15 protein-coding genes are annotated in these 18,548 nt (G+C 40.2%); 5 read left to right on the top strand and 10 right to left on the bottom strand.

The features are described 5' to 3' along the window. The first annotated feature begins 62 nt into the window (after positions 1 to 62). The 3 genes from LX92_RS18730 (at position 63) to LX92_RS18720 (ending at position 2,293) form a co-directional block, all read left to right on the top strand. Complete coding sequence (locus tag LX92_RS18730) at positions 63 to 1,301, top strand: glycosyltransferase (RefSeq protein WP_109653912.1); 1,239 nt, start codon at positions 63 to 65, stop codon at positions 1,299 to 1,301. A gap of 195 nt (positions 1,302 to 1,496) precedes the next feature. Further along, positions 1,497 to 1,745 carry a hypothetical protein gene (locus tag LX92_RS18725; protein ID WP_109653910.1) on the top strand — a complete coding sequence of 83 codons (249 nt, stop codon included), beginning with the start codon at positions 1,497 to 1,499 and terminating at the stop codon, positions 1,743 to 1,745. Positions 1,746 to 2,044: 299 nt separating this feature from the next. After that, complete coding sequence (locus tag LX92_RS18720) at positions 2,045 to 2,293, top strand: hypothetical protein (RefSeq protein WP_109653908.1); 249 nt, start codon at positions 2,045 to 2,047, stop codon at positions 2,291 to 2,293. A gap of 173 nt (positions 2,294 to 2,466) precedes the next feature. Here the strand turns inward: LX92_RS18720 and aceA are convergent, their stop codons facing one another. Next, the gene (gene aceA, locus LX92_RS18715; RefSeq protein WP_223308418.1) at positions 2,467 to 3,744 is read right to left on the bottom strand and encodes an isocitrate lyase; all 1,278 of its coding nucleotides are present in this window, start codon (positions 3,742 to 3,744) and stop codon (positions 2,467 to 2,469) included. A 77-nt stretch (positions 3,745 to 3,821) separates the two neighbouring features. Beyond that, positions 3,822 to 5,420, bottom strand: a complete 1,599-nt coding sequence (gene aceB, locus LX92_RS18710; RefSeq protein WP_109653904.1) for a malate synthase A — start codon at positions 5,418 to 5,420, stop codon at positions 3,822 to 3,824. A 118-nt stretch (positions 5,421 to 5,538) separates the two neighbouring features. Here aceB and LX92_RS18705 point away from each other — a divergent pair, with 118 nt between their 5' ends. Further along, a complete protein-coding gene (locus LX92_RS18705; protein ID WP_109654123.1) occupies positions 5,539 to 7,014 on the top strand; it encodes a helix-turn-helix domain-containing protein in 1,476 nt (491 codons plus the stop codon). 43 nt (positions 7,015 to 7,057) lie between these two features. Here the strand turns inward: LX92_RS18705 and LX92_RS18700 are convergent, their stop codons facing one another. Next, positions 7,058 to 7,291, bottom strand: a complete 234-nt coding sequence (locus tag LX92_RS18700; protein WP_170117895.1) for a hypothetical protein — start codon at positions 7,289 to 7,291, stop codon at positions 7,058 to 7,060. Positions 7,292 to 7,389: 98 nt separating this feature from the next. Here LX92_RS18700 and LX92_RS18695 point away from each other — a divergent pair, with 98 nt between their 5' ends. Then, a complete protein-coding gene (locus tag LX92_RS18695) occupies positions 7,390 to 7,632 on the top strand; it encodes a hypothetical protein (protein ID WP_109653899.1) in 243 nt (80 codons plus the stop codon). Between the two features lie 167 nt (positions 7,633 to 7,799). On the opposite strand, the gene LX92_RS18690 is transcribed toward LX92_RS18695, so the two are convergent. From LX92_RS18690 to LX92_RS22810, 7 genes are all read right to left on the bottom strand, one after another. After that, positions 7,800 to 9,245 carry a glycoside hydrolase family 30 protein gene (locus LX92_RS18690; RefSeq protein WP_109653897.1) on the bottom strand — a complete coding sequence of 482 codons (1,446 nt, stop codon included), beginning with the start codon at positions 9,243 to 9,245 and terminating at the stop codon, positions 7,800 to 7,802. A 246-nt stretch (positions 9,246 to 9,491) separates the two neighbouring features. Beyond that, entirely contained in the window at positions 9,492 to 10,916 is a 1,425-nt protein-coding gene (locus LX92_RS18685; protein ID WP_109654121.1) for a M20 family peptidase, read from the bottom strand. Positions 10,917 to 11,023: 107 nt separating this feature from the next. Then, complete coding sequence (locus LX92_RS18680; protein WP_109653895.1) at positions 11,024 to 12,511, bottom strand: M28 family peptidase; 1,488 nt, start codon at positions 12,509 to 12,511, stop codon at positions 11,024 to 11,026. 265 nt (positions 12,512 to 12,776) lie between these two features. Continuing rightward, positions 12,777 to 13,403: a Pycsar system effector family protein gene (locus tag LX92_RS18675; RefSeq protein WP_223308417.1), complete on the bottom strand. Its 627-nt coding sequence runs from the start codon at positions 13,401 to 13,403 to the stop codon at positions 12,777 to 12,779. Positions 13,404 to 13,432: 29 nt separating this feature from the next. Beyond that, positions 13,433 to 14,473 (bottom strand): adenylate/guanylate cyclase domain-containing protein, encoded by a 1,041-nt coding sequence (locus LX92_RS18670; protein WP_109653893.1) that lies wholly within the window; start codon positions 14,471 to 14,473, stop codon positions 13,433 to 13,435. 4 nt (positions 14,474 to 14,477) lie between these two features. Further along, complete coding sequence (locus tag LX92_RS18665) at positions 14,478 to 14,852, bottom strand: response regulator (RefSeq protein WP_109653891.1); 375 nt, start codon at positions 14,850 to 14,852, stop codon at positions 14,478 to 14,480. Positions 14,853 to 14,894: 42 nt separating this feature from the next. After that, a complete protein-coding gene (locus tag LX92_RS22810; RefSeq protein WP_223308416.1) occupies positions 14,895 to 18,533 on the bottom strand; it encodes a sensor histidine kinase in 3,639 nt (1,212 codons plus the stop codon). Positions 18,534 to 18,548 lie beyond the last annotated feature (15 nt).

Genomic DNA, 18,548 nt, shown 5'->3' with positions numbered 1-18,548 from the left:
AATATGTGCTTTTGAACACCCAAAACATATGGTGTACTTCCAACCGCCAATTTTTGAGAATAATGGGACAACAACAGCTTCTTATCATTGGTTATACCTGGCCTGAACCCTCAACGACGGCTGCGGGCAACAGAATGTTGCAATTGATCCGGTTTTTCCTTGAGCACGATTATAAAATTACGTTTGCCAGTACCGCCAGTCATACGGAACATTCCCTTGACTTGAATACCTTGGGTGTTGCAACCCAGGACATCCTTCTGAATGATTCAGGTTTCAATGTTTTTGTCAAAAACCTAGATCCCAAAATCGTGCTTTTCGACCGATATTTGACCGAGGAACAGTTTGGTTGGCGCGTAGCCGAAACAGTACCCAATGCCCTACGTATATTGGATACAGAGGATTTACATTCATTACGGGCCGTACGGGAACAATGTTTTAAGTCGAATGTGGAATTCAATTCAACGCTTTGGCTAGCGAGCGATATGACCAAAAGGGAGGTGGCCTCGATCTACAGGTGTGATCTTTCCCTGATCATATCCACCTTTGAAATGGATTTGCTAACGGCCGTCATCAAGATGGATGAAAGCCTATTGCTTCATCTGCCTTTTCAATTGGAAACGATTGAAAAAGAAAATGCTTTGGGTAGATTACCTTTTAATGCTCGAAAGGATTTTATCTGTATGGGCAATGGCAAGCACGCACCCAATATGGATGCCGTTGTATGGCTCAAATCAGAAATATGGCCATTGATCCGTAAAGCCCTACCAAAGGCCGAATTACATATCCATGGGGCATATCTTCCTGCACATATAAAACAAATGCATAAACCTGAAACCGGTTTTTTGGTCAAAGGATGGGCCAAGGAGGTACAGGAGGTAATGGGTAATAGCCGCGTAAATTTGGCCCCATTGCGTTTTGGAGCGGGAATCAAAGGTAAATTGATTGATGCCATGCTCTATGGTACCCCAAGCGTAACGACAACAATAGGGGCAGAGGGCATGAATAACGATTTACCCTGGAACGGACAAATAGCGAATAGTGCCGAAGAAATCGCCAAGTCCGCCATTGCATTGTACAATAATGAATCGGAATGGCTACAGGCCCAGCAAAATGGATTTGGAATTATAGACACCTACTACAATAAGGAATCCCTCGATAAAAACTTAGCGGACACCCTAGATGCACTTCATGCCCATTTGGAAGAACATAGAACAAACAATTTTATAGGTGCCATGGTACGCCATCAATCTATGGCGAGTACCAAATATCTTTCCAAATGGATCGAGGAAAAGAATAAATAACAACTATCTACCCTTAAGATCATCGTTTAACGACCACTTATTTCGGTAAGCTGTTTTTAGGGTGCTTCCCGTTTATCGAGGGAATTTTGCACTTAATCCCTATTCTTGTCAAATAACGATAAATAGGGGCGTTCAGCGAATTGCAACCCTTCAAAATACACTTGTCACTGTTATCATTATATAACAAAACAAGTCATGAAAGCAATCGTAACAATCATCTTCATCATCTTTTTCGGAATAGCTGCCCAAGCACAGAACAACGCCCAAGAGGTTCAAGTTGAAACCATCGAAATGGGTTTCACCATCACAACGGCCACTGAAACCAAGAACGAAGTGAAGTCCGAAACAAAAACGGAAGTTGCCAGATTGTACAAGTTCAAAAACTCCAAAATCAAAAAAGCCCTTTCTTTTACCACCAAAAGGAACAAGGCCAAAATGGCATAAGCAGCCATCACAATATTGCTCTCCTTATTGACCCGCTTTTGTTATACCAAATTGGACGAACTCCATATAATACTTGAAATAAATCGATAAATAGAAGAAATAGGGCTTGACTAAAGCCTTGCATCATCGTTTAACGACCACTTATTTCGGTAAGCTGTTTTTAGGGTGCTTCCCATTTATCGAGGGAATTTTGCACTTAATCCTTATTCTTGTCAAATAACGATAAATAGGGGCGTTCAGCGAATTGCAACCCTTCAAAATACACTTGTCACTGTTATCATTATATAACAAAACAAGTCATGAAAGCAATCGTAACAATCATCTTCATCATCTTTTTCGGAATAGCTGCCCAAGCTCAGAACAATGCCCAAGAGGTTCAAGTTGAAACCATCGAAATGGGGTTCACCATCACAACGGCCACTGAAACCAAGAACGAAGTGAAGACCGAAACAAAAACGGAAGTTGCTAGATTGTACAAGTTCAAAAATTCCAAAATCAAAAAAGCACTTTCTTTTACCACCAAAAGGAACAAGGCTAAAATGGCATAAGCAGCCATCACAATATTCTTCTCCTTATTGACCCACTTTTGTTATATCGATTAAAAAACAACATATACCTATCCAAAACAATCAAGGATTGAAATTGCAAGGGTAGGAGCTTATATAAACAAAAAGCAGCTGGGTGGGGCCCAGCTGCTTTTTTAATAGGATATAATACTCTTTTAGAATTGTGCTACCTCAGTACTATCCTTCATGGCCACAGTACTCGCTGCCCCTGCGGTAACGGTGTTCTGTACGGCATCAAAATAGGTGGTACCTACAAATCCTTGATGTTTCACCGCCTTGAAACCACTTTGCTGTAATTTGAACTCGCGTTCCTGCAATTCGGAATAGCCTGCCATACCCCGTTCTTTGTACGCTTTGGACAATTCGAACATACTGGTATTCAAGGCATGGAATCCTGCAAGGGTGATAAACTGGAACTTATAACCCATTTTGGCCAATTCCTCCCTAAAGGTTTCCATTTCGGCAACACTTAGTTTTGCAGCCCAATTGAAAGAGGGCGAACAGTTATAGGCCAACATCTTACCCGGATATTTCGCGTGGATCGCTTCGGCAAATTCACGGGCATAGTCCAAATCAGGATTTGATGTTTCCATCCATATCAAATCGGCATACTTAGCATAGCTCAATCCCCTGGCAATCCCTTGTTTAATACCATTGTTCACCCCAAAAAATCCTTCATTCGTACGTTCTCCGTTGATGAATTTATGATCACGGGCATCAATATCGCTGGTCAACAAATTGGCTGCATCGGCATCGGTTCGGGCAATGATCAAGGTAGGAACCCCCATGACATCCGTAGCCAAACGGGCCGCAACCAATTTATTTATCGCCTCTTGCGTTGGCACCAATACTTTACCTCCCAAATGTCCACATTTTTTAGCTGAGCTCAATTGGTCTTCAAAATGCACGCCTGATGCACCCGCCTCGATCATCGCCTTCATAAGTTCAAAGGCATTTAAGTTACCTCCGAATCCTGCTTCGGCGTCTGCAACGATAGGTACCAAATAATCCAACGTTGTGCCCTCACCATTCACACATTGAATTTGATCTCTGCGCAAAAGTGCATTGTTGATTCGCTTTACCACTGAAGGTACGCTGTTGGCAGGGTAGAGGGACTGGTCAGGATACATTTCCCCGGCAAGGTTTGCATCGGCAGCTACCTGCCATCCACTTAAGTAAATCGCTTCCAGTCCTGCTTCAACTTCCTGTACGGCCTGATTGCCGGTCAAAGCGCCCAAGCCGGCCACAAAATCCTGTGCATTCAGTTTTCGCCATAATTTTTCGGCTCCTAAGCGGGCGATACTATGTTCTAGCTTGTACGAACCTTGTAATTTTACAACTTCCTCTGCCGTATAAGGCCTTTCAATACCTTTCCAACGCGGATTAGTGGTCCAATCTGCAATTAATGCTTGAATTCTGTCTTGTTTTTCCATAATTTTACGAAACGTTATTAGTAATTAATAATTGAGAATCCCGTCGAGTGTTACCGCATTCGCGGGATTTTTTTTAGTTATATATAGTTGTAGGCCGATAGCGTTAGAAATTCCTCAAACTCTTTAGCTGTAATCAGTTTCCTAAAAAGGTCTATGGCCAATTCAAATTTGGTATTGACCATATTTTGCTCCCCGACTTCCTTTATGATTTTTTCAACTTCATCATCAAAGATTTTATGGCATAATTCCAAATTGAACGTTCTACCATCGTCAAGCTTCACTTCGTTCTTTAACCATTGCCACACCTGGGTCCGGGAAATTTCGGCCGTTGCGGCATCCTCCATAAGATTGTAGAGTGCAACTGCCCCATAACCCCGGAGCCAAGCCTCGGTATATAGTATACCCACGTTGATGTTTTTACGCACACCGCTTTCAGTCACTGTTCCCAAAGGTATTTCGACTAAATCCTCTGCTGTGATTTTTACATCATCCCTTGAAACATGCATCTGATTGGGTGTTGGCATGTATTTGTTGAACTCCTCCATGGCCACGGCAACCAAATCCGGGTGGGCCACCCATGTACCGTCATGGCCGTTTTTGGCTTCCCGTTCCTTATCCAACCGAACCTTTTCCAATGCGATCCGGTTCGCATTTTCATTGTTCTTGATAGGAATTTGTGCCGCCATACCCCCAATGGCCAGAATGCCCCTTTTGTGACAACGCTGGATCACCAACTTTGAATACGCATCCATAAAAGGTGAGGTCATGGTCACCTGATCCCGATTCGGGACCACAAAATTGGGATGGTTCCTGAATTTCTTGATATAGGAGAAAATATAATCCCATCGTCCGCAATTGAGTCCCACAATATGGTCCTTCAACTCATAGATGATCTCATCCAACTGAAAGCTTGCCGTAATGGTCTCTATGAGCACGGTTGCCTTGAACGTTCCTACAGGCACCTCTAAATAGTTTTCAGCAAATTCAAAAACCCTATTCCACCATCGTGCCTCTGCATAGTGTTCCAGTTTTGGAAGGTAAAAATACGGAGCCGTTCCTTTTTTCATCAGCGTTTTGGTGTTATGGAAGACATAAAGTCCAAAATCGACCAAACTACCGGATAATTCTTCCCCATTGATGGTCAGGTGCCTTTCATTAAGATGAAGTCCCCTAGGCCGAACCATTAGTACAGCAGTTTCCTCATTCAACCGATACGATTTGTTTTTAACGGTATCGACCAAGGATATGGTCCCTTTATTGGCATCGATAAGATTACTTTGGCCTTCAATGGTATTTTGCCACGTAGGGGAATTGCTATCCTCTAAATCGGCCATAAAGGCCTTTGCCCCCGAATTCAAGGCATTGATGATCATTTTACGATCTACGGGTCCGGTGATTTCCACACGGCGATCCTGAAGATCATGCGGAATGGGTGCGGCAGTCCATATACCTGCACGGACAGCCTCGGTTTCATGGGGGAAATCAGGAAACTTCCCCTCATCAAATTCCTTTTGTTGTTCATTCCTGGATTCCAACAACTCCAATCGTTCGGCATTAAAATACTCATGCAATGCAGAAAGAAAGGTAAGTGCCTCCTTGGTAAGGATTTCAGGATAATGATTTTGTACTTCCTTGGCGAAGTTGACTGGCGGTAATTTTAATAGTGTGTTTTCCATGACATTGATTTTACGAGAACAATGTTATAAAAAACATTTTTAAAAAACAAGCGAACGTTCGCTATTTATATTTATTCGTAATTTATGGATGTTCGCAAAATTGGTTATATTTGTAAGTATGGAAGAAGATTATATTAAACTTATTTTTGGGCTGAAGCTAAAGCAGATAAGGACTGACAGAAATTTATCGCTCTTTGGGCTTTCAAAACTTTCCGGCCTGTCCAAATCCTATTTGAATGAAATTGAAAAGGGGAAAAAATATCCCAAACCGGATAAAATTTCCATCCTTGCCGAAAAATTGGACGTACCATATGACCAAATGGTATCCCTGAAACTGGATAAGAATCTAGCCCCGATTGGCGAAATTCTACAGTCAAAGGTCTTAAAGGAGATTCCGTTAGACCTCTTCGGAATCAAAGAAAGTACGTTGATCGATATCGTATCCAACGCCCCTGCAAAAATGAATGCCTTTATCAGTACCATTATCAAGATCGCACAGAACTATGATTTTGGAAAGGAAAGCTTTTTTCTAGCCTCATTACGTTCTTTCCAAGAAGCCAACCACAACTATTTTGATGAATTGGAGCAACAAGTCCTTAAATTCTCTAAGGCCTATCAAATTGACCTCAGCCAAAATGTAACCTCACAGGAATTGGAGGAGATCCTCGTGGAAGAATATGGGTATACCATAAACAATAAAGATCTGGAAAAGCATAAGGAGTTGGATGCCCTGCGTTCGATTTTTGTTCCCAAGACCAAAACCCTTTTATTGGCGAATCATATAGACGAGGCACAACGTACGTTTATTTATGCCAAGGAAATTGCCTTTAATTTCTTGGGATACAAGGAAAGGCTCTATACATTTTCTTGGATCAAATTCGAGAATTTTGACCAGGTCCTCAATAATTTCTACGCTTCCTATTTTGCAGGAGCCATGATTTTGCCCCGTGAGCCATTCACAAAGCAACTAAAACAGTTGTTCAATAAGAAAACCTTTGATCCTGGACTGTTCATTAAAATGATCGACTCGTTCAATGCCTCACCGGAATCGTTGTACCAACGTATGACAAATATACTACCGAAGGACTTTAATGTACAGAACCTTTTCTTTTTGCGATTTGTGCATAAAAAAGGGGATGAAAAGTATTATCTCACCAAGGAGTTACACTTATCGCACCAACATTCACCCCATGCGAATGAAAACAATGAACATTATTGTCGGCGATGGGTTTCCCTACGGGTGCTACAAAAGATCATCAAGAAGAAGGAGAAGCATGTATTTGATGTACAAATATCCCATTATCCCAATAACCAGCCTTCTTATTTGGTGTTTTCCTCGGCCACGAAAGACCCATTTAAGGAAAACCAGTACCGAAGCATCAGTATAGGTATATTGATCAATCCACAGCTAAAACGCAAGATAGCATTCCTGGACGACCCCAAAATCGAGAACTACCATGTAGGGGTTACATGTGAACGTTGCCCAATCACCGATTGTAAGGAGCGTATCGTACCTCCCAAGATTTTGGAAAAGGAGTTGTTGAACCAAAAAATCGAGGCCACGGTTGAACATTTAATGGATAATCTATCATAAAGGGCTCTGGTTTTTACAAAAGAAAAGAACAAAGCAATAACGACTATAGGGGGTTGGTATCGGTTTCTGCCATGCCCCACAAAGCTTCATTTGAAAATATGGTATAGCTAAATAACTTGGTTACTTTTTTTACGGTATCGGTAATTATGACTCCTTTGGGGATTTCATTCCCATTTTTTCGGACGTGACCCGCTCTATTATCCCGTTTAAATACCACTTTTTTCGGTAAGCTGTTTTTGGGGTGCTTCCCGTTTACCGAGGGAATATTACACTTCACCCCAATAGTTGTCAAAGAACGATAAATAGAGGCGTTCAGCGAATTGCAACCCTTCAAAATGCACTTGTTACTGTTATCATTATATAACAAAACAAGTCATGAAAGCAATAGCAACCATCATCTTTATCATCTTCTTCGGAATAACTGCACAAGCCCAAAACAACACGCAAGAGGTACAGGTTGAAACTATTGAAATGACTATCGCTACTACTACGGAAACCAAAAACGAGGTTAAGACTGAAACTACCACTGAAGTAGCTCGATTATACAAATTCAAAAACTCTAAGGTTAAGAAAGCACTTTCTTTTACAACCAAAAGAAACAAAGCCAAAATGGCTTAAGAAGATTGAAGCACACATTGAACACAAAAGTTATTCTATAATTTTTTATTGAATTGATTTATAGCTACGCATACAGAAATTAACGCCACAACCCTTACCACAAAGTATTTGGTGGAATGGAGTGGGAGGTAAGCCCGAAGATCCCTAGGTGATATGTTACATACACCTTATTCTATCTTTAGGGTGGTAAAGGAGTCCGCCTTAAGATCAACGGAAATATAGGTGCCATCCAACTTAAGGTTCAACTGTCTATTTTCCTTTAATTCGTTTTGCACCACTAGGATGACACTATCATCTGGATTCTTAAAAGCCAGCATATTGTCAAAACTACCGGTTGTACGTAACAATTTAGCCCCTTTTTGCACAAAATGGCTTAGGTGTTTAAGCAAATAATATTCATGGTTATATTGAAACGTATTATCCGTTGTATCTACACTAACCAATGAATTCTGTTGCCATCCCCAAGTGCTTATTCCACCGGCATCCAAAGACGTATTCCAATACATATAGGCATTGGCCCCATTGGTTAAATAGTGTTTTATTAGTCCCCAAGAATAAACACATTTAGACCAATCATTTTTGCCATCTCCACATTCTTGTTCGGTTTGGTACAGGGTTAAATCAGGGTAACGCTTATGTATCCCCGGAATGGATTCCTTCCCTGCCCATTGAAAACCAACACCTGATACAAATTTTTTGGCATCAACATCGGTCAATACGGTATCTACAAGAGCTTCATTCCCACGCTCCATGGTACCGAACATCACATCAACGTTTAATTCTTTCATCGCAGGCCCTAAATATTGACCTACGAAGGTTGTTAACCCCTTCGCTGTCCATGTACAACTGGGGAAAACCTGTGCCGAATTGAATTCGTTTTGGGGCATTACCATAAAAATATCGATACCCTCTTTGCGATAGGCTTCAATAAATTTGGTGAAATAAAGTGCATAGGCCTTATAATAGTCGGGTTCTTGAATGAACATATCGGTACCTTCCTTTCCTTGCCTATCCAAGGGTAAGCCATTACCGATCACGGTAATATCCTTTGCATTTTTATCGGACATATTTAAAGAATCGCCCAATAAACTCTTTGCCGCATAATGTTTGTTGTATTTCATCCATTGGGGTGGTGACCAAGGAGAAGCCCATATTTTCAGTTCCGGATTATACTTTTGCGCATTTTGGATAAAAGGCACCAGTGATTTTTTGTCGTTGGCAATGCTAAAATCCTTCATTTCAAAATCGCCTTCCGTTTCATCGTAAGAATACCATTTTTCCACAAAATCATTGGCCGCGACGGGCATTCTACAAATTGTGAAATTTGCACCAACCCCTGGCTGGAACAATTCTTGAAGAATACCGTCCCTATCTTCCTGACTCAACCGTTGCAGCGACGTCCAACCCAATTCATTGAAACATGTCCCAAATCCGTCAATGGTCTGTAAGGTATCCGTACGAACTATTTGCGCATCAACATTTTCTTTGGAAGAAGTTGTTTTCGCCAGCCCACCGACAACCCAAGGTTCTGATTCCGTAGAGGTTACAACCTCTATTTTTGGTTGGGAACAAGCAGCAATCAGCAAAAGGAGAATAGGGAATAAATATTTCATTTTTACATTTTTAAATCATACAACAATCCAAACAAAGTTCGTGAATTCCCATGATTATCAATGCTATGAAATTAACAAAAAACCACTGTTTTAAATAGTATTGAATCAACACCCATGGTCTGTGAAATACGGAGAAGATTCAGTGGCAAGGTATGTAATCCCACCAACGGCGTTTTTGAGGTATTTGAAGGTTTCACCTTTGGAAAGTTGGTTTTAACTGATTTTCCGGAAGTATTTAATCATAGCTTAATTAAATTGCTTGATCAAGTGATAGGAGAATTCAACAAGCTCTTTGTAATTGGCCTTGCTTATTTTTTCGTCAATACCATGAAAACGAGTTCTATTATTAGGATTTAACCGAATGGGATAAAAACGGTATACATCTTCTGAAATATCATAAAAATACCGTGAATCGGTGCCGCCACCTAAAAGACCTGGTACTACCACACTGTTAGGGAACATACTTCGTATGGTTTTTTCTAAAATTTTGTACGCATCGGAATCAATGCTGGAAACAGGTGAGGGGTTGGTTAAAAAGCCTACATGTTCTACTTTTATTTTGTCTGAAATGGTATTCTTTATATGCTCTTGCACAGATGCTATCGTTTCTCCCGGTAAAATCCTAAAATTGACAGTGGCTTCCGCAACGGTTGGAATGACATTATTTTTTATCCCACCGTCTATAATTGTGGGAGCAGTAGTAGTATGTGCATTTAAAGCTTCTAGAACCGGTTTTTTTAAAAGCCAAGGGTTTGCAAAGGCAACCTTTTGGAAAAATGGTAGTTCCGGACCCATATACTCAAATTGGTAATCAATTGGTTTTACCAATTTATAGGGTCTTTGGTTGTTTTCCAGGTCTACGATAGCTTGTGCCAGGATTCCTATAGTGTTTTCTTTTGGCGGTGCGGAACTGTGACCTCCAGAGGTTTCAACAATCAGCTTAAATGAAGCAAAACCTTTTTCGGCCAGATTTACCACGGCAACAGTATTGATACCTGGAACAAGATCTTCAGCCAAGAAACCTCCTTCATCCAAGGTCATGGCTGCGTGCACTCCTTTCGCTTTTAGGTATTCAGCTATTTTTGCGGCACCATTTGGACCTCCGACTTCCTCATCATGACCAAAGGCCAGGAATATGGTACGTTCCGGTTGAAACGATTCTTCCAATAGCCCTTCCGCAGCCTCTAACAAGGCAATGAGCGTTCCTTTATCGTCCATCGTGCCACGGCCAATAATTTCCGTTTCCGTGATTTTGCCTTCAAAAGGTCCTGCTTCCCAGTCTCCCAATGTTGGTTCATCTACAGGTACCACATCCTGGTGGGACATTAAAATGATCGGTTTTTTAGAAGGGTCGCTCCCAGGCCAAGTATACAATAAACTATAGGTGCTTATTTTTTCAAGGGTCATTTTTTGGTGAACTAACGGAAATGTCCCCTCTAGAAAACGATGGAAACCAAAAAAAGCAGTAGAATCCGGTACGGCATCCTCACTATAGGATATCGTTTTATATTGAAGGCCTTTACTTAAGTTTTGATAAATATCTTGCGCTATCGTAACCTCTTCCAATGGTTCTGGAGCTACCTGTTTTGAGCTCATGCGTATCGTGTTGAACAATAGCACAACAATTAATAGGAGTAAAGCACTGAATAAGTATTTTAGGATTTTTTTCATTTTGGTTAGGGTTATGTTCAACGTTTTTATCAAAGTCTCGAAGTTCATCTAAAACATCGTCAATGAAATACTTGCCATCGGTATCAGGGAATCTGATTATCCATGATTCAATCTTTGATAGGAACTTTGGGAACTTTGCCATACAATGCATTGCCAGCCGCCTCATATTTGTCCCCTTTGATCCAATAGGGTCTTTCCGGATCATTGGATATCAATCTACCAGAGAGCACATAACCTTGATAAAATTTCAATAAATAATCATAATCCAAACTTTCTGCCTCATCTGCGGCTTGATGGTAATATTTATTGATTTCGTCATCAAAGGCATCAAAACCGGTGGAGTAGGTGGGCGCCGGTATACCAACTTTGGCAAAACTAACATTGTCACTGCGGTCGAAAAGTCCTTCTTCCGGTGCAACCTCATCTATATCCAAGGCTTTCAACCCAAAGGTTTTGGCGCCCTCAATCATTTTATCTTTTGCCGTAGTACGGTTTAACCCGGCTATGGTAGCTAAAGTCGTATTGTTGTAACCACCACCGTCTGTGTTAAAACAATAGATCATTTGTTCAAGAGGCAGCACAGGGTGCTGAACATAATATCGGCTTCCCAATAGCCCCATTTCCTCCCCTGTAAACAATATAAAAAGGGCTGAGCGCTTTGTGGGATATTTGGCTAAGTTTTTCGCTATGGTCAGAACAGCTGTAACGCCAATGGCATTGTCACGGGCCCCATTGTAGATACTATCTCCTTTAGCATCCGGTTTGCCGATACCAATATGGTCATAATGTGCAGAATATATCACATATTCCTTTTTAAGTTCAGGATCCGTACCCGCTATGACCCCAACCACATTTTGACTCTGGATAATTGCCTTTTGGATACCATTACTCTTAATTTTGATTTTTAAGGTTTCAGCACCCAAATTATCCAATTCCTCCTGACTGGTTTGAATCCACAAATAAAGTGGTAAGGGCTCTTTTTCACCTTCGGTAAGACTCACACGTTCCTCAAAGGCATGTTTGAAACGTGGCCAAATCGCTTCGTCAAAAGCCCCGATTTCTATTAAACCTCTCGCCCCATTTTTTATGGCCAATTCCCTTTTTGGCGCCCTACTACCAAGGGCAGGCCTTAATTCCAAGGCATCTGGGGTACCGGCTTTCACAATGATTATTTTATCCTTTACATCTTTTCCGATGTAGTCAGACTCAAGTCCATAGTTGAGATACACAGCATCCTCTTCACTATCGATAGCATCAATATCAAAAGCCACTATTTCAGGGAAATTTATGCCATTAAGGGATATGTTTATTTCTTCGGTTAGATGGAAACGGAACATTTCAAATTTTTGATAATAGTCACCACTGTCCGAAATGGGTTTTACTCCGTAACTACGTAAGGTGTTAGCCAAATAGGATGCCGCAATTTTTAATTCTGGAGACCCTGTGGCACGTCCTTTCAATACATCATCCGCCAAAAAATGGATATGCCCTTCAATTTCACTTTTATTGACGGTTTCGACCACTTTTTCAATTTCGGTTTGTGCTGACAGGAAACTTGCAAAGGCAAATGCTAATAAGAGTGTGTAGTTCTTCATTTTTGGTGTTCTTTTGGTTTGGTTACTTGTAATGGGAAACCTTCATTCAAGTTATAAAAAATTGTGTTGGATTATAGTAAGCAATCCGCTTTCATATTTCCAGTATGTTACGCTCTTATTCATGTACGATCATATCGGGTATAATCGCTCCGTAATGGTAGGCCAATACACAAGTTTGTCTCGAAAGACCAATCAAGTCCGATAAGGCCACTAAAATAGGCATGGTCAATTTGAATTTTATGGTTGATGGTCATCAAAATCATGGTTATACAATCCTATGCAATCCAAAATACACTGCGGTTACAAACAATAAGACAAGGCTGATTACCAAAAACCGAATGGATCGTTGTACGTTCCTAAATTTCCAAGCGGCTATTTTGGAATTGATATAGATCTGTTCCCCCAATTGCTCAAAAACCTCTTTTTCATTGATACTGACATCATAAAATTTCTTGGAAAATTCCTTGATAGTACCGAACTTGTTGATAACATCCCCAAAATAGAACACATTATCATCATAATTCCCCTCTAATTTTGGAATAAAACAGCGAACGCTATAAAAAACCGAAATTACGGTTGCAATGAACCATAGACTTGTTAGAATATATAATGGGGTGGGATTTGCTTCTGAACGCAATACGGTTTCGGCACTTTGATAAATAAAGTTCAGTATAATACCATAAAAGGATAAAATAAGTCCTGCCTTTAGCTCGGAAGCCTTAATAAGATTGGAAACATAGTTGATGGTGCCCCAATAGTGATCCACCAATTCTTCGGCATGCCCTTTCGTTTTAAGTTCGTCAAGAAGTCCTCTTTCGAAAGTAGATAACGGATTTTGTCCTTCCTTGGCTTTGGTGTTTTTCTGGTTACCGGATTTTAAAGGTTTGGTCATAGTTTGTAATTTAAAGACTCCAAAAAAAATTATTCTAAAACATTATAGACTGTAAGTGGTTTTATTTTATTTTTCAAGGTAATACTGCCTAGATTCTCACATTTAAAAGCCTCTTTTACCTGTTCGTAACAACTTTCACAGATGATAATTTGATTTTCTATAGCTGCATCTTGTAACCTGGCAGCCGTATTTACAGTATCACCAATTACGGTGTAATCTAGACGCTTAAGAGTAGCGGAACCAATATTGCCCGAAATCATTTCCCCGCTTTTAATACCGATAGAAACTTTTGGCTGGTATGTTTCTTTGCCTTCCCCTTTAGGTAAGCTGTTCACTTGATTTCTGATGGCCAATGCGGCATCAATCGCTCGGTCTAAGTGGTACTCCCCTCTAAATACAGCCATTACGGCATCGCCTATAAATTTATCGATAATGCCATTCTGCTCCATTATTTCTTTCACCATGGCATCAAAATAGGTGTTCAGCATGGTGACGACTACATCTGGACTTGTTGTTTCACTGATTTTCGTGAATCCACATACATCAACGAACATAACCGTGCCTTCGATGCTTTCGTTGGCCATGATCTTGGACTCGTATTCCTGTCCCCCCATAAAATTAAGCACGTTCTCATCGACGTACATTTTAAGGATATTATTCTCCTTAATTGCCTGCAACGTTTTTCGGATCTCTCTGGCATGTTTTAAGGTTTTCTCCATTGTCAGGGTAAGATCCTCAAAATTGATGGGCTTGGTGATGAAGTCAAAAGCACCGCGGTTCATGGCCACACGAATATTTTCCATATCACCATAGGCAGATACAATGACCGCTTTGATAAGCGGACTGGATTCATGCAGTTCTGAGAGCAGGGTAAGACCATCCATTTCAGGCATATTGATATCGCTCAAAACAATATCCACCCCTGGATGTTCAGCAAGCTTATCCAACGCATCCTTACCATTTATGGCAAAGACAAACTCATATTCGTTTTGCCGTATTTGTTTTCGAAATTTTTGTTTGATGAGTATTTCCAAATCAGTCTCATCATCTACTACCATTATTTTTGCCATAACCCTAAGTTAAATTTATAAGCTTATCCTTTAATAGTGAAAAGTCTAAAGGCTTGGTTAGAAAATCATCAGCCCCAAGATTTTTAGCCATCGTTCTATTTTCCTCATCTCCGTAGGCGGTAATCATCATAACCAACGGTGGTGGTTTTACATAGTTTTTTTTAATGGTATCCAATAATTCAAGTCCGCTCATTCCCGGCATATTAATATCCGATAATATCAAGACAGCCTCCTGTTCCATGGTCTTCATAACTTTTAGCGCATCCTCTCCGGAAAAGGCAAATACGAATTCCAGTTCCGCCCGACGTATTTCCTTTCTAAAACGTTGCTGGAATAGCACTTTTACATCTTGTTCATCATCTACGACTAATATTTTCATATTCTGTTCTTTTTATGGTTTATGATTAATTATAAAGTGGGCTCATTTTTTTGATGGTAATGAAATCGTAAAGGTGGTGCCTTCTCCCTGTTCTGTCTGTACGGTCAACTCACCACCATGTACTTTTACAATATCATAACTTAAGGATAAGCCCAGCCCTGTACCTTCCCCTGAGGGTTTTGTGGTGAAAAAGGGTTGGAATATTTTGTCCAGTACTTCTTTTGGCACCCCGTTACCATTGTCTGAAACCGAGATCAACACCATATTTCCTTGCTTTTTGGTTCCGACCGATACCGTTGGTTCATAACCTTTTGGGTTTTCTTCTTTTTTCTTTTTTACCACATAAAAGGCATTGGTAATCAGGTTTAGGATTACCCTACCCATATCTTGTGCTACGATGTTGATTTTGCCTATAGAATCATCAAAATCCGTATTCAAGGTTGCATTGAAAGTCTTGTCCTTGGCACGCAGACCATGATAGGCTAGGCGAAGGTACTCGTCTGATAGGGTGTTGATATCTGTCAACTCTTTTTGACCCGAACTACTGCGGCTATGTTGTAGCATCCCTTTTACAATACCATCGGCACGTTTGCCATGAAAAATGATTTTATCCTCGTTATCCGATACATCTTTGGCCAGGGCTTTTACTTCGTCATAGTTACCTTTCTCAATTTCTTCTTCCATTTCTTCCAGAAGTTCTTTGTTCACTTCAGAGAAGTTGTTGACGAAGTTTAGCGGATTTTGAATTTCGTGGGCAATACCAGCGGTAAGTTCTCCCAAACTTGCCATTTTCTCCGATTGGATCAATTTGGATTGGGTGGACTTCAACTCATCAATCTTGGTTTTAAGCTGTACCGTTCTATGGGAAACCCGCTCTTCCAAAAGCTTATTTTCCTTGGTTAATTTCCGGGCCCTAAAAACAATATATGCCCTTAAAATACTAGCTGCAATTAAACCGAATATCAAGTATGCCCACCACGTTTGCCACCATGGCGGATTTATTTTAAATGAAAGTGTATCTGGCACGGACCAATCGCCAATGGAATTTCTAACGGCAACTTTAAAGGTATAATTACCGGGTTTTAAATTGTAATAGTTCTTGGTTTTTGTGGCATTTCCAGCATAACTCCAATCTTCATCCTCTCCGTCTAGAATAAAACGATAGGTTAATTTATCCCTATTTAAAACAGTACTACTTCCATAGCTAAAACTAAGGCTGTTCTGGTCGAAAGGAAGGGTAAGCCCTTCAGGAATGTTATAAGGACGTTTAATTGAATCCCATGATATACTATTATCAATGGCATAGGATGCCTTTTTGTTATTGGTAGAATCTGAAATATATTGATTGCCAAACCCAGGGTTTTCATCCTTTACAAATATATTATTGATTTGAACCGTACTTATGGTAGTATCAATTTTAGGTTCAGTATTCAACACCATTAGCCTAAATTCACTAGATGAATTAATAACACCGGCCCAAAACTGACCATTTTTTAGAAATCTAGGGGAACCTTGTAAATAGTCGTTATATTTAAAACCGAGTCCACCATTAAAATTATAGAAACCTTTATTTGTTTCTTTTACGGTGGCCTTCTGAATAGCAACCAAACCATTACTACTGCCAGCGTACATCATGCTCCCTTTTTCGGCCAGATCATAAAAATCTGTAGGATAAAGTCCGTTTTCTTTTGTTATTGTGGTAAGTGTATTTTGTTCTAAATCAAGTACGTTAACACCATTCAAGGTAGCTATCCATAATTCACCTTCATTAGAAAATTTGGCTGTAGATAAATTTTCATCGCTAAGACCTTCTTCTTTTCTAAGATAGCTAACAGTGTTCGTTTCTAAATCTACTTTGGCTAGACCATTGGCAGTGGGTATCCAAAGAATTTCTTTGTCATAAGCTATGACGGATCCGCTGCCTGCCTTTAGAATTTCTTCGCCATTTTTAGAGATTGCTTTTTTAACGGTGTTGTTTTCAATATTAAATATGTACAGTCCTGAACTAGAGTAGTTGGCAAAAGTATGTTCGTTTAAAATAGAAACACCTGCACCAAAAATGTTGGAAGAATTGGCATATACGGAAAGTTTATTTTTCTTTTTATCAAGGATGGAAAAGCCGGGCCTTGTACTTAAATAATACATGTCCGGTGATATTTCTTTGATAAAATTGATTGTATTGGGTACACTATGCAGTTGGGAAAAACTGAGGGATTTGACCGTATGTTTATTTAAGTCAATAATATTGATCCCCGCAGCCGTTCCTAGCCATATGTCACCTCTAGAGTCTTCTTCAATTTCCCACACTGCATCGTTGATCAAACCTCGGGAGGTATCAAAGTATTCCATTTTTAAGGTAAACGCATTGGCGATGAGCACCCCTTTATCTGTGGTGGCAATCCAAAGAGACCCATCCTTACGTTTTAAAGGGGTTGGTATCCTAAGAGAGCCTTGCAGAGCAGCGTTTAGGGCAATTGTTTTGGAAGCATCCCTATTTTCACTTAGTAGAAAGGCCTCTGTCGCTCCGAATATCCATAAGTTGCCTTGGGCATCCTCTTCTATTTTATCACCTGTAATGGTATACCCGTTTTCAGAACCTAAAACGCTAACTTTTTGCTTATCCATTGCTAATCTTAGAACACTGGAAGAAGCATTGGAACTACCATTGGGCGTTGGGTAAGGATAACTCAGCCAAATATTGTTATAGGCATCTTCTTTTATATCCCAAACAATAGAGTTAAGTTCAATTTCGGCTATATTGGAAATTGTTCTAAATTCTTTTCTGGAGGGGTCCAACACGCTCAAACCATCTTGATAACTGAGCCATAAATTATTTTTGCTGTCCTCAAATATCTTCCAAGGTTTATTGGAGCCTTCATTTATAATCTTTCGTAAACTTTTCATTTCCGCATCCATTACGTAGAATCCTTCAGTAAGGGAGTTCATGTAGATCGTTCCTGTATGGTCGCAAAGAATATCGAAAGGTGTAAAAATGTCTGTCTTGGTAATCGTATATGCTATATCGTTCTTAAAGTCCAATACCGTTAAAAAATTAGGCCCCGGACTTACCAACCAAAGCTTACCTTGTTGGTCAAAGGTCATTTTATACACTCCGGGGTAATCATATACAAAGGCGTTCTCACCATCATAGTAGGCTAGGGGTGTTGAGTTCATGGATGATCCCATCCAAATGGCCCCATCTTCGGTTTCCAAAAAGGAAGTAACATCATTAGTGGGTAATCCTTCATTCGTAGAGAGTTGTAATAAGTTTACATAGGTACCGTCCATAATCCCTGGAGGTTTCATTTTAGTGATGGTCGGTTTTTTTATGGGTGCTGTGGTCACTGTAAAGGGTACGGAATCAAACTTTAATTCCCCCGTAGGATAACTGTCCCAGTCCAAATCATATTCCTTCATTGGGGACTTTAACGGTTTAAACGTGTTTAGTTCAAAGGGTTTGCTAGGCAGGGCATCCACATTCAAATCGTAGGTTACCGGGGTTATCAGCGAATCATTGGTTATGGTTTCCCATTCAAAAGGTTCTGGCTCCGAAAATTGTAACGGTATGGTTTCTGGAACTTTATAAACACCTACTGTAGTTTCCGTTTCAGACTTGCTTTGTTTATGGCAAGAAACCCAAAATAGGTAGCAAAAGATACTGATTAAGAATATTGGTCTCATAAATGGTTTGTTCTT

It is taken from the genome of Maribacter polysiphoniae, from assembly GCF_003148665.1.
Classification (GTDB): Bacteria; Bacteroidota; Bacteroidia; order Flavobacteriales; family Flavobacteriaceae; genus Maribacter_A; species Maribacter_A polysiphoniae.
This window is presented reverse-complemented; position numbering and strand designations above follow the sequence as displayed.

Coding starts and splice junctions, on each gene's coding strand:
- aceA (WP_223308418.1), bottom strand. CDS start 3,744: ATGGAAAAACAAGACAGAATTCAAGCATTAATTGCAGATTGGACCACT.
- LX92_RS18695 (WP_109653899.1), top strand. CDS start 7,390: ATGAAAGCAATAGCAACCATCATCTTTATCATCTTCTTCGGAATAACT.
- LX92_RS18705 (WP_109654123.1), top strand. CDS start 5,539: ATGGAAGAAGATTATATTAAACTTATTTTTGGGCTGAAGCTAAAGCAG.
- LX92_RS18685 (WP_109654121.1), bottom strand. CDS start 10,916: ATGAAAAAAATCCTAAAATACTTATTCAGTGCTTTACTCCTATTAATT.
- LX92_RS18720 (WP_109653908.1), top strand. CDS start 2,045: ATGAAAGCAATCGTAACAATCATCTTCATCATCTTTTTCGGAATAGCT.
- LX92_RS18730 (WP_109653912.1), top strand. CDS start 63: ATGGGACAACAACAGCTTCTTATCATTGGTTATACCTGGCCTGAACCC.
- LX92_RS18725 (WP_109653910.1), top strand. CDS start 1,497: ATGAAAGCAATCGTAACAATCATCTTCATCATCTTTTTCGGAATAGCT.
- LX92_RS22810 (WP_223308416.1), bottom strand. CDS start 18,533: ATGAGACCAATATTCTTAATCAGTATCTTTTGCTACCTATTTTGGGTT.
- LX92_RS18690 (WP_109653897.1), bottom strand. CDS start 9,245: ATGAAATATTTATTCCCTATTCTCCTTTTGCTGATTGCTGCTTGTTCC.
- LX92_RS18665 (WP_109653891.1), bottom strand. CDS start 14,852: ATGAAAATATTAGTCGTAGATGATGAACAAGATGTAAAAGTGCTATTC.
- LX92_RS18680 (WP_109653895.1), bottom strand. CDS start 12,511: ATGAAGAACTACACACTCTTATTAGCATTTGCCTTTGCAAGTTTCCTG.
- aceB (WP_109653904.1), bottom strand. CDS start 5,420: ATGGAAAACACACTATTAAAATTACCGCCAGTCAACTTCGCCAAGGAA.
- LX92_RS18675 (WP_223308417.1), bottom strand. CDS start 13,403: ATGACCAAACCTTTAAAATCCGGTAACCAGAAAAACACCAAAGCCAAG.
- LX92_RS18670 (WP_109653893.1), bottom strand. CDS start 14,473: ATGGCAAAAATAATGGTAGTAGATGATGAGACTGATTTGGAAATACTC.